Source organism: Bacillus sp. bc15 (assembly GCF_900142585.1).
GTDB lineage: Bacteria > Bacillota > Bacilli > Bacillales > Bacillaceae_G > Bacillus_A > Bacillus_A cereus.
This window is the reverse complement of record NZ_FRBJ01000012.1, coordinates 86,896-98,385: the sequence shown is the minus strand read 5'-3', so window position 1 is coordinate 98,385 and position 11,490 is coordinate 86,896. Positions and strand designations below refer to the sequence as shown.

The following is an 11,490-nucleotide window of genomic DNA, read 5'->3' as shown; positions in this document are numbered from 1 at the left end:
AGTTCAAAATTTTAAACGAAGCTGGCATCAGCATGCTTTCTCAAGCTAACCAAACACCACAAATGGTTTCTAAATTATTACAATAATCCATTTGAGTTAATTTCCTGAATAAACCTCTCTGCTTGCAGAGAGGTTTATTTTTTCTATATAGATAGATTATTTATAAAACTTTCTTTTTTATGTGGAAGAGAGTATCCGTGATGCTTAGAAGCGGTCAGTGCTTATCTTGATTCCCTCTTATGTTAAAACACAAACAGTAAATAAGCATAAGCCCCTCTATCCTTCCATAACTGTTTATTAGATCAAAAGATACCGACTCTAACAATCTATAAGGAGTGTCTATTATGCGTATTGGTACGAATGTTTTAAGTATGAATGCTAGGCAGTCGTTGTATGAGAATGAGAAACGTATGAATGTTGCAATGCAGCATTTGGCGACTGGTAAGAAGTTGAACAACGCTTCGGATAATCCCGCTAATATTGCAATTGTGACTCGAATGCATGCGAGAGCAAGTGGTATGCGCGTGGCGATTCGTAATAATGAGGATGCGATATCAATGCTTCGCACGGCAGAAGCTGCCCTTCAAACTGTGACGAATATTTTGCAGCGTATGCGTGATTTAGCTGTTCAATCCTCAAACGGTACAAATTCAAATGAAAATCGTAATTCGCTGAATAAAGAGTTTCATTCTTTAACAGAAGAAATTGGCTATATTGTCGAGACGACTGAGTTTAATAATTTATCCGTATTTGACGGTCAAAACCGTCCTATTACATTAGACGATATCGGTCATACGGTACATATGACGAAACATATTCCCCATTCCCCTACCCAACATGACATCAAGATTTCAACAGAACAAGAAGCAAGAGCAGCGATTCTTAAAATTGAAGATGCTTTACAAAGTGTGTCACTTCATCGTGCCGACCTTGGTGCTATGATAAATCGTTTACAATTTAATATTGAAAATTTAAATAGTCAAAGTATGGCGTTAACAGATGCTGCATCTCGAATTGAAGATGCAGACATGGCGCAGGAGATGAGTGATTTTTTAAAGTTCAAATTATTGACTGAAGTTGCACTTAGTATGGTTTCACAAGCGAACCAAATTCCGCAAATGGTCTCTAAACTACTACAATCATAAAAATAAATCTTCCATCTTTGGAACGATTCCATACAAAACAAAAGGGAAATACATATAAACTATGTATCTCCCTTTTATTTTGTACCCAAATTTTATTACTGTGTTACCGTCATAACTTGTCCGCTACGGTCAACCATTATTTTCATTTTTCCGTCTTGTGCATTATATAGCCCAAGTTTATGTAATTCCATTTTACAATCTTGTACGAAAGTTGGTAATTTACGAATTTGATCGATATCAGAACTTGTAATGAAATGAATTAAAAGCTGCGTCATACCTTTAATATCTTGTACAAGCTCTTCTTTCTCTCCTTTTAGCCTTTCATTTTCTAGTTGTAACGAATGCAATTCACCTTCTAGACTACGTGTATTCTTCGCTTCTCTAGAACGCCCTGCTGCCATGCTAGAAAGCTTATAAATACCTTCCATAAACTGATGTAGTTCGTCTTCTTTCCTTTCACTACATTGATTAATTGTTTCAAAGTTATCAACGATACCAGATATAACTGTTACAAGATTTTTTTCATCCTCTTTATGCTGGATTTCTTCTTTTAATTCGTACTCGTTTTCTTGTTTTCTTGCAACGATTGTCTCTTTTACTGGTATATATTTTCGCTTTCGTCCTGGTTTTTGTTTTTCAATATTTTCAAACGGTATTTCACGTTTTTTCAATTTATAATACGTATTTTGCAATTGACTTTCTGTTTTTGGAAAAAGATTTAGTTCATTTTTACTTACGTATTTTGAAATATTTAAAATGTTTAAACCGTGACGTTGACAAAATTGATACACTTCATACAGTAGCTCTAGTTCAGACTTCAGCCATGTAATTGCTGATTTTTCATATGCTCGCATCCCGCCATTTTTTTCTATATCTATTTGAAATAATACCATTCTATTATGTAAATCAACTAACTCTTCATACTTTACTTGGAATTCTTTTTCTATTTTTTTTAATTCCGCTTCTAGTTGCATATCGTTCATTTTATTATTTGACATGTTTTGTAAAAGACCTAATACATTAATTGCTGTGTGGTGATACATAATTTGTGCCACTCCCCCTCATCCTTTCACAATTCTCATCTGACTCCCATGTCTTTTAAGAAAATAGCAATTTTTACATATCCATATTATAACAGTTCGAAATTATCTGTCAAATAATAAACATACAAAAATGTATAGAAAGTATAAAAATTTGGAAAATGTTTTTTATTAATATGCAAAATTGCATATTAATTACATTTAATTATATTATATGGTATTTTGAATGTTTTTTCACCGAAAAAATTTGCGTTACCACGAAATATTACTAAAATAACCATCGAAAATACGTTTGTTAATATTTTTAAATCAAAAATCTTCAAATGAAGATTTTTGATACATACAGCGCCAAACACCCCAGAAACCTTTCATTTTTCTATCAGCTTAAAGTATAGAATACTAAAAAGGAACTAGCCAATGCTATATATGGCTAGTTCCTTCCTCTCTCTAACAGAATAGAGTTATAAACCCAGTCTTCAAATCCTCAATCGAAGTCTCGCTTCTTCTAAAGCTATCTCGGCGGCTCTCTCGTCCCATTTACCCAAAAAACACTCCATATCTCTGGTCTTACATCGCATGGGTCTCTATTAGGCACTGACCGCTGCCACACATAGCTAGTTCCTCTATTCCAGCTAAAAAAGTACTTTTCTTACAACACTAACTTATCAACTAAACCAATTAGCTCTTGAATATCTGGCTTACTTACTTGAGCATTTGCTCCTACAGCTTCACCTTTATGGAATAATTCATTTGTAATTAATGAAGAGAAAATAATGACTGGTAAACGATTCATTACTTCACTATCCTTAACCACTTTCGTTAAATGATGTCCATCCATTTTTGGCATTTCAATATCCGTAATTAGCAGGTGAATATGTTCAAACATTTTTTCGCCTTGCTCTTTCGCTAATTTTTCAATTTGCGCTAACGCTTCTGCACCATTGCTGAAGAAGTTCATTTTCGTATATCCAGCTGATGATAATGTTTCTTCTAATATTTGACGAAGCATCGCTGAATCTTCTGCAATATAAATTACTTTTTCAGCCCGATCTGTTTTTTGTTCTAACCCTGCAATTGATTTATTGTCATAACCAGTGCCGCTAATTTCACATACAATTTTTTCATAATCTAATAGTAAGATGATTTTGCCATCTAGTTTTACAATACCAGATGTCGTTTCTTCTAGTCCCATAGATAATGAAGCTGGTTCATCAATTTGTTCCCACGAAATACGTTGAATACGATGCACTTCATCAACGCGGAAAATAACTTTCATTTGGTTTAATTCTGAGATGATAAATTTCGTTTGATCAAGTGGCTTTGTTGACTTTAAATTAAGAGCCATTGCCAAGTTAATAACAGGTAAAATTTCACCACGTACTTGAACAACACCTTCAACTGCATGATGAGATTCTGGCACAGTTGTAACAGGGAATGGATTAATGATTTCACGTACTTTCATTACATTAATACTAAATAGGTTTTCACCAACAGTGTACGTAACAATCTCTAATTCATTTGTTCCGCTTTCTAATAAAATACTTTGTGCTTGTGACATAAAGGTGTCGCTCCCCTTCCATTAATTCCGTATATCTAATTATTAAGCTTTATAAAAGAGAAAAAGTCAACTACCTATATAAAAAATATAGATAGTCGATCGATTCATTTTATTAAAAAACAATTAATCTTGTATAAAAGAAGCAAGTGCTTCTAATAACACTTCTTGCGCCCCTACAATTTCTGTCGGCATTGCTTCCCATTTTTTCGAAAGCTCCGTCTCTACTCTTATTCTCAGCTCAGAATTCATTTCTGCTAACACATATTCTTTCGTTGCTATATCAACATCAAGTAGCGCAAGTGCATATAATTCCGGGTCATTTATTTTTTCGAATAATCGCTTTAATACTACCGGTGCTATATGTTTTAATTTTTCAATATGAATTTCCTTATCCGAAAATAGTAACTCATATTGAATAAACGTAACATTTTCTTTAATCACTTTAAAATAGCAATTATTTTTTTTATCATTTACAAAATAACCATTTGGATCTGCGATAATACTTTCTACTTTACGAATTAAATCTGGCAAACTATTCGCCCCCATTACAGTCCGCTGCTCAACCTCACTCGGCGAAATGAATGTAACGCGATACTTATTTTGCGCCATCCTCCTCACCTCTCCTTTTATAAAAATCTATCATCACAAACATATAAAATGAAACTAGCATACTCTCATTTCATTGCCCTATTGTCACAACTCACAGACTATAAAAAAGTACTGGCTTGCTATAAAGAGATTATTGTTCAGCCATTCCAGTAGATTTCTATAGTTCTCTTCTTACAGCTCCGAGCCACCTAAGACTAAAAACACTTTTAAGCGCCTTTAAGCAACTCAATATTGTTGAACCAAAACGCAATTTGCTGATCTGTAATGCCTGATAATGTAACAAAAAACTCACGGCACTTCATCTCGTCCTTAAACAGTTGATACTTCCATGCGCCATCATTACCAACACTGACGAAATAAAACTCATGAATACGACCAATAATCGCTTTCTTTTCAGCAAATGAATACGGGGGCACTTGCTTAATTTCAAATTGATCTGGTAAATATACATGCTCTTCTCGTTCCATTTTTAGCACTTGCTCAGCAAGTTCACGTTTATTCTCGAAAAATGGCAATTGTAAAATTCGTTCTTGTCTTGTCATACGAATAAAAACCCTTTCTACTACATTACGATCTTTCTTTATAATACATTATCGAATTAAGTTTACAACTTCATTTAATACTTCATCTGACACTTTAATTACTTTCGCATTTCCTTGGAATCCACGTTGATATAACATTAAGTCAACGAATTCTACAGATAAATCTACGTTTGAACTTTCTTTTGCTGAACCTCTTACATTACCTGCACCATTCTCACCTGCCACACCAATCCCTGGAATCCCTGCTGATGGTGTGGCAATGTAATTGCCATTCCCAGTTTTCATTAATCCACCTGAATTAGGGAATGTAGCTACAGCTAGTTGTCCTACAACCTTCATACTACCATCCGAATATCTCATCATAACGAAACCACCGTCAGAAATTGAATAGTCATTTGCAATTGCAGCTGGACGCCCCGTTACTTCTGTTGTAGAAATAGTTTTCCCTGTTGGATAATTTGTTAAACCACTTAAGTCCAGTGTCAGTCCCTTACCAAAAGGAATTTTAACCGTTCCACCTTTAGTAATTTCACCAGTTACTGGATTTTTTTGTACAGCTTCATCTGTCTCCTTTAGATTTCCTAATGTATCAAATTTAAGATTTTTTTCGCCCGTCATGCCTTCAACCGGCTTAAACTCTTTTTCGTTTTTAGAATCATTTCTTACAGAAACTGTATACGTATATTCACCTGGCACAGGCTTTTCAACTTCTTTACCATCTACAGTCTCTTTTGTAGTCTTTTGTTTAATATTTACACGTAACGTTAACGAGTTCCCTTCCTCATCAAAAACTGTGAATTCGTGAGATAATGCATTTTGATTTCTAGGAAGGTTTCCACCTATTGTTGCTTTATCTGTTTGAATCCCACCAACAGCTGATCCCATTGGAATATGAATTGGACTTGGTCGTGAAGAAAAATCTATTTCTTGAGTTCCTGTTTTCACACCATACCCTAGCACATACTGACCACTTGTATTTGTAACATAGTTATCTTTCGATACACCGAAAGACCCTTTTCTCGTATACTCTACATTTCCGCTATTACGATCGCCAACTAAAAATAAACCATTTCCCTCTATGGCTGTCTCCATTTTATCACTAGTTAAAGTAATAGAACCATCACTAAAATCTGTAGATGTCCCACTAAACTTTACACCGTTACCAATACTCTTTGGATTCGTACCAGCATAAGCACCATCCCCACGTGAACCAACCGTATTATTATATAGCAGATCATCAAAAATAGCTTTTTGCTTTTTATATCCAACTGTTTGTGCATTTGCAATATTATTTGAAGTAACACTTAATGCATTTTGTGCTGCATTCATCCCTGTAATACTTGTATATAACGCTTTAATCATAACCTATATACACTCCTTTTATTAATTTTGCTTAACCTCTTCATTTTTTTCTATATCATCTTTCTTCTCATCTTCTGGATTTGCTTCTGCTATCGGTTTATCTGAAACCCTTTCTACAAAACGAAGTGAGACAACTTGATTATCAACAATAAGTTGTACATCGTTATTTTCGGCAAGTCGAACTGTTTCCACTTGACCAGTCACTTGCTCTCCCTTATTGTTTATACCTCTAACATACTTTCCTAAAAATTTCATCCCTCCATCAAGAGCTGTCGTATACATCGTTGATTGTAGTTTATCTACTGCTTTCGTCATATTTTGTACTTGCTCCATAAGCGATAGTTGAGCCGTTTGATTCATCATTTGGTTCATATCCATCGCATTAAACGGGTCTTGATGTTGAAAGCTTGCTAAAAAAAGTTTCAGGAAATCATCTTTATCCATAATACCGGGTGTTTTTTGATTACTTGCTGATAATCCGTTTGTTTGTTGCACTGGCGATTGTACACCATTAACAGATGCGTTTTTTGCTTGCGCTCCTGCTTGTAACGGAATATGATTTGTACTCGTTGTATTTAACCCAACTGTTGGCACGCTTTATTCCTCCAATAATCCCGCAAATTCTGTTGATTGTTGTTTTTCATGATTTGTATTTGCTAATTTCTGTTTTTGCCTCTGCTCTTGTTCTCGCTGTTCTTTACGATTTTCATCTTTATCTGAATAGCTAATTTGAATATTGATTTCTTTTTCTTTTAACTTTAATTTCAATTCATCAAAAATGATTTCAACACGTTTTTTCGCATCGTGTTTTTCCATTTCTACGTGAACGTCAATTTGATCTCCGTGTTTTTTCATAAAGACTGTTAATGTACCAAGTTTTTCTGGATTTAACTGGAATAAAACACGTTCTTGTTTCACTACAAATTTTTGCAGCGCTTCTACTTGCGCTTCCATTTTCTTTCCTAAGTCAGGTAATGAAACTTTCTCAGCACCACTATTTGATTTCCCTATTTGTTCGGTACTCGTCGTTTTATTTAATAACTCTGCACCTGCAGAGCTCGAATCATTTAATGCATCAACCTCTGGCAACTCTACCTTTGCATCATCGCTCTCAAGTTTCGGAAGATCTACCTCTTTAGACTCTTCTTGTTCCTTTGCAATATTACAAGTTTCTGTTTCTACAACTTTCAATGCTTGCATCGTTTGCTCTGGCATCTTCATTTTGTCTAATACCATTTGCATTGTATCTTCTAAACATATAGCATTTTTGATATTCATATTTGAAAGAAGTTCTTGTAATTGTTGTAATTCAGCTGCAGGTAATTCATTAAGTTTAATATTGCCATATTCTTTATATAGCTCTTGTATTTTTTGTATGTATTGATATAGCAATTCCGGTTGCACATGTAATTGCTCAATTGCAACCATTTGCTCAGATACAGCTAATAACAACTGTTCTGTCTCTTTTTTTTCTTCTTTCTTTACAATAGGCTCTTCTTTCGTTACCGATTTTTTAGAAAGAATATAATCTTTTTTCTCTTCTGTTGGTGCTTCTTCTCGTTTCGTTTTCTCCGTTTGCGGCTGTTTTTTATTTTCCATTCTCATCGTACGATCGAATGAAGAATCTTCATTTTTTGATTGTACTTCTAGCCCTTTTTCTTTTTGCGGAGGTAAACTTTGTTGCACCGGTAATACAGACTGTATCACTACATTCACCTCATCCATTCATACACATTTTCAAATCCAGAAGCATTTTTTCTTCCAGCTTTTCTTGTGCTTTCGCAAGCTTTTTACAATTTTCTTGATACATCTCATCAATGACACGTTCTTTTTCTTTTACTTGCTCTAAAAGGCTTTCATTTTTTTGAATAAAACCTTCCGTTTTTTTAATTTTTCGATTCCATTCTTCTATTCTTTCAGGTGAAAACGTATGTGAAGAAAGCATGCCAGCCATAATACGTTGCCCAGTTTGTACGACTTTACTACGCGATTTCACAACATATAAATCATATTCTTTTTTTTGTTCTATTTTTCTTTTTTCAGCTGTTAATTCATACACTTCTTTTAAAATATGTTCTTTTTCTTGATTTATTTGCAATTTTATTGTGTCGTACTGCTGTTTATCCACCTGTTTTCATAGCCCCTTCCTATTATAACGTTCTCTTTTTCTATTATATAGTTTTTTTCCAAAAAAATCTGTGAAATATTAAAAAACAAAAAAATAAGACCTCTTGGGCAGAGGCCTTATACTATATGGTGTATCGCTTGAACGATATCATCAAATTGGAAACTATCCGATCGACCTTGCTTTAAAAACGTATTTATACCTTCTACTTTATTTTTACATTCAAAAATATAAGCATTTTCTTCATTTTCTTGAATCGTTCCTAACTTAAAATACAATTCATTTTCTTTATAAATTGATAAAATTTTTCTCATTTCATTTGCAAGTTGCCAATGATGTGGCGAAACAATTTCTTCCATAATCCTACTTACTGAATCTAATACTGAAATTGCAGGATAATGACTAAGCGTTGCAAGCTCACGCTTTAATACAATATGTCCATCTAAAATACCACGTGCTAAATCTGGTACAGGACCATTTAAATCGTCCCCATCAACAAGCACCGTATAAATACCTGTTATAGATCCCTTTTGTGTTTTTCCGGACCGCTCTAACAGCTTCTTCATATAACTTTCCATTAACAGTGTTTTACCACCAATCGGTAACTCTTTAACAGCAATATCAACACTTCTACGGGCATCGGCGAAACGAGTAACAGAGTCCATCATAAGTAATACGTTATTGCCTTGATCACGGAAGTATTCAGCAATAGACGTTGCGAGCTTCGCTGCACGAAGTTGCATAAGGTGACTTTCATCTGACGTCGCTACAACAACGACGCTTTTTCGCATCCCTTCCTCGCCTAACTCTTTTCGAATAAAGTCTTTTACTTCCCGGCCACGTTCTCCTACTAAACTAATAACGTTTATATCAGCTTTTGCATTTTTTGCTATCATTCCAAGTAAAGTAGATTTACCAACACCTGACCCAGCAAAAATACCAATCTTTTGACCGATACCAATTGTTAGCATAGAATCAATTGATTTTATTCCTGTTTCAAATACATCGGTAATCTCTTCACGTTCAAATGCATGTATAGGCGGTGCATCTAGTTTAATTTTCTGTAATGGAATGTTTTCAGCTTCCTCATTTAACACTTCACCATTTGCACTTAACACTTTTCCGAGTAAGTGATTACCACGTGGTACAACAACATCTTCTGAAATTAAAGTCACTGAATCTCCATAACATACTTTTTCTGTCTGTTCAAATGGAAGTAGCATATTATTTTCTTTTTCAATGGCAATCACTTCACATAAGACGTTATGTTCTCCGACGAAGCAAACATCTCCGATCTTCGCTTTCGGCCCTTTTGCTACGAAAAACTGTTCTTGTACACTATGAACTTTGCCTACTTTCGTATACAGTGGTGTTTCAATGAACTTATTCCATTTTTCGTTCTCATTCATTAACAGGCGGCTCATACATTTTGCTCCTCAAATAACTTCTCTTCTTCCCATTTCTGACGAAGTTTCGCAAATATAGGTGCAAATTTAAATTCAAAGAACTCTTTCTCTTCTTCCAGAACAAATTCACCAAACAGCAGGGAGAAATCATATTTCCATTCTACTAATTGTAGTAACCAATATTCTTTCGTATTCTCCTTCTCTTCTTGAATACGTTCAAACGTTTCTGGATGTACTGTAATGATTAATTTTTCAAACGAAGTTGGCAATGTTTGCACGATGCCAGTTAAAATAGGTAACACATCAAGCGATCGTGAATCTACCGCTTGATTCACGATTTTTTCTGCTAGATGAAAAGATTGATCCCATAATAACTCTGTCCATTCATATGCTGTTTCTTGTTGTTCTTTTTGAAACTGCACACGCGCTGCTTCCATCTGTTCCATTTGTTCATGAATATGCATTTGAAATTGTTCTTTATCTTGTAATAACTGCTGCCGCTCTCGTTCTAGCATTTGCTTCTCTTGCCTTAGCTGATTCATTTCCATATGTAATGACTCTTGCTGGGCGCGAAGCTCTGCATGATCAGCTTGTAATTCTTCCTCTTCTATTTGAACTGAAGCTGGTTTTGGAAATTGTAATTCATACGTTTCTTCAGAAAAAGAAACAGAATTCTTCGGAATTCTGTTTTTAAATAAGGACATCCTCTTCACCTCTTTGAACGATAATTCTTCCTTCTTTCTCTAGCTTTTTCACTGTACCAGTGATCGTTTGCTGTGCTTTTTCAGCATCCGTCATCTTAAGCGGTCCTAAGCCATCTAATTCTTCTAGAATCATCTCTTTACGGTTTGAAGACATACATGTAAATAGTTTCTCTTTAATTTCTTCTTTTGCAATTTTAAGTGCTTTCGCAAGAACACCGTTATCTGTAATTTCTTCTAATACACGGCGAAGCGCAAGATCTTCAAGACCAAGTAAGTCTTCAAAGACAAACATATTTTCTTTAATTTTCTCAGATAACTCATAATCGACTTCATCCAGCTTTTGAAAGACTGTTTTTTCAACACCACGTGAAACATTATTTAAAATGTTTACGATTGTTTTCAAGCCATCAGTTTTATTAATTGCACTGAATGCCATATTATTTAATTTCGATTTTAACAACTCACCAATTTGATTAATTAATTCACCATCAACTTGTTCTAACTTCGCAATACCCATTACAGTCTCTACTCGTTTATGATCTGGCAATCTCTCAATTAATTGAGACGCAAGTTGCGGTTTAATATAAGAAGCGATGATTGCAATTGTTTGTGGTGACTCATCATTAAGCACTGTAAGAAGTGGTTCTAAATCTGTAAGTGAATTTAAGAATTCAAATGGATTATCTTTGTTATACCAAAGGTCTTCCAATAATTTTTCCAGTTCGTCTTCTGGCATATTTTTAAATATGCGACGAATGTATTCTTTATCTGGAGTGACTAAGTTCAATTCTTTTACATTTAGTTCATATAAGAACTCTCCTAGTACATTTTCTAACGTTTCTGGTTTGTATACACGAAACTTTGCGATTTCACGAAGTAATACTTCTTTTTCCTCAGCTGTCATATATTCAATGACTTTTGCTGCCACCCCTTCTTCTAATGTACGAATAAGGATGGCAGCTTTTTCTTTGGAGGAGATTTCATCTAACATCGTTGTTC

General features: G+C 34.6%; 13 protein-coding genes. 2 read left to right on the top strand and 11 right to left on the bottom strand.

The features are described 5' to 3' along the window. Both BUA87_RS26255 and BUA87_RS26250 read left to right on the top strand, forming a co-directional pair. Window positions 1–86: flagellin (locus tag BUA87_RS26255; protein ID WP_256678993.1), on the top strand; the 86-nt coding region annotated here is incomplete at its 5' end. Between the two features lie 258 nt (window positions 87–344). Beyond that, window positions 345–1,145: a flagellin N-terminal helical domain-containing protein gene (locus BUA87_RS26250; RefSeq protein WP_072941272.1), complete on the top strand. Its 801-nt coding sequence runs from the start codon at window positions 345–347 to the stop codon at window positions 1,143–1,145. A 95-nt stretch (window positions 1,146–1,240) separates the two neighbouring features. Here BUA87_RS26250 and BUA87_RS26245 read toward each other — a convergent pair whose 3' ends face one another. From BUA87_RS26245 to fliG, 11 genes are all read right to left on the bottom strand, one after another. Beyond that, complete coding sequence (locus tag BUA87_RS26245; protein WP_071714499.1) at window positions 1,241–2,188, bottom strand: DNA-binding domain-containing protein; 948 nt, start codon at window positions 2,186–2,188, stop codon at window positions 1,241–1,243. A gap of 646 nt (window positions 2,189–2,834) precedes the next feature. Next, complete coding sequence (locus tag BUA87_RS26240; RefSeq protein WP_000075943.1) at window positions 2,835–3,743, bottom strand: chemotaxis protein; 909 nt, start codon at window positions 3,741–3,743, stop codon at window positions 2,835–2,837. Window positions 3,744–3,866: 123 nt separating this feature from the next. Beyond that, the gene (locus tag BUA87_RS26235) at window positions 3,867–4,352 is read right to left on the bottom strand and encodes a hypothetical protein (RefSeq protein ID WP_061883963.1); all 486 of its coding nucleotides are present in this window, start codon (window positions 4,350–4,352) and stop codon (window positions 3,867–3,869) included. A gap of 206 nt (window positions 4,353–4,558) precedes the next feature. Further along, complete coding sequence (locus BUA87_RS26230) at window positions 4,559–4,894, bottom strand: DUF3964 family protein (RefSeq protein WP_063675178.1); 336 nt, start codon at window positions 4,892–4,894, stop codon at window positions 4,559–4,561. A gap of 48 nt (window positions 4,895–4,942) precedes the next feature. Further along, on the bottom strand, window positions 4,943–6,256 hold the full coding sequence (flgE, locus tag BUA87_RS26225) for a flagellar hook protein FlgE (protein WP_000588310.1): 1,314 nt from the start codon (window positions 6,254–6,256) through the stop codon (window positions 4,943–4,945). A 21-nt stretch (window positions 6,257–6,277) separates the two neighbouring features. Beyond that, window positions 6,278–6,850 (bottom strand): flagellar hook assembly protein FlgD, encoded by a 573-nt coding sequence (locus BUA87_RS26220; RefSeq protein WP_001143457.1) that lies wholly within the window; start codon window positions 6,848–6,850, stop codon window positions 6,278–6,280. A 3-nt stretch (window positions 6,851–6,853) separates the two neighbouring features. Beyond that, window positions 6,854–7,963, bottom strand: a complete 1,110-nt coding sequence (locus tag BUA87_RS26215) for a flagellar hook-length control protein FliK (RefSeq protein ID WP_048565328.1) — start codon at window positions 7,961–7,963, stop codon at window positions 6,854–6,856. A gap of 10 nt (window positions 7,964–7,973) precedes the next feature. Then, window positions 7,974–8,384: a hypothetical protein gene (locus tag BUA87_RS26210; RefSeq protein ID WP_000360860.1), complete on the bottom strand. Its 411-nt coding sequence runs from the start codon at window positions 8,382–8,384 to the stop codon at window positions 7,974–7,976. A 116-nt stretch (window positions 8,385–8,500) separates the two neighbouring features. Then, window positions 8,501–9,805 carry a flagellar protein export ATPase FliI gene (gene fliI / locus BUA87_RS26205; RefSeq protein ID WP_071714500.1) on the bottom strand — a complete coding sequence of 435 codons (1,305 nt, stop codon included), beginning with the start codon at window positions 9,803–9,805 and terminating at the stop codon, window positions 8,501–8,503. Beyond that, window positions 9,802–10,491: a FliH/SctL family protein gene (locus BUA87_RS26200; protein WP_071714501.1), complete on the bottom strand. Its 690-nt coding sequence runs from the start codon at window positions 10,489–10,491 to the stop codon at window positions 9,802–9,804. The genes fliI and BUA87_RS26200 overlap by 4 nt, the downstream gene beginning before the upstream one ends. Beyond that, a complete protein-coding gene (gene fliG, locus BUA87_RS26195) occupies window positions 10,478–11,482 on the bottom strand; it encodes a flagellar motor switch protein FliG (protein WP_000883364.1) in 1,005 nt (334 codons plus the stop codon). The genes BUA87_RS26200 and fliG overlap by 14 nt, the downstream gene beginning before the upstream one ends. Between the last annotated feature and the right edge of the window lie 8 nt (window positions 11,483–11,490).

Coding starts and splice junctions, on each gene's coding strand:
- BUA87_RS26250 (WP_072941272.1), top strand. CDS start 345: ATGCGTATTGGTACGAATGTTTTAAGTATGAATGCTAGGCAGTCGTTG.
- BUA87_RS26245 (WP_071714499.1), bottom strand. CDS start 2,188: ATGTATCACCACACAGCAATTAATGTATTAGGTCTTTTACAAAACATG.
- BUA87_RS26240 (WP_000075943.1), bottom strand. CDS start 3,743: ATGTCACAAGCACAAAGTATTTTATTAGAAAGCGGAACAAATGAATTA.
- BUA87_RS26235 (WP_061883963.1), bottom strand. CDS start 4,352: ATGGCGCAAAATAAGTATCGCGTTACATTCATTTCGCCGAGTGAGGTT.
- BUA87_RS26230 (WP_063675178.1), bottom strand. CDS start 4,894: ATGACAAGACAAGAACGAATTTTACAATTGCCATTTTTCGAGAATAAA.
- flgE (WP_000588310.1), bottom strand. CDS start 6,256: ATGATTAAAGCGTTATATACAAGTATTACAGGGATGAATGCAGCACAA.
- fliI (WP_071714500.1), bottom strand. CDS start 9,805: ATGAGCCGCCTGTTAATGAATGAGAACGAAAAATGGAATAAGTTCATT.
- BUA87_RS26200 (WP_071714501.1), bottom strand. CDS start 10,491: ATGTCCTTATTTAAAAACAGAATTCCGAAGAATTCTGTTTCTTTTTCT.
- fliG (WP_000883364.1), bottom strand. CDS start 11,482: ATGTTAGATGAAATCTCCTCCAAAGAAAAAGCTGCCATCCTTATTCGT.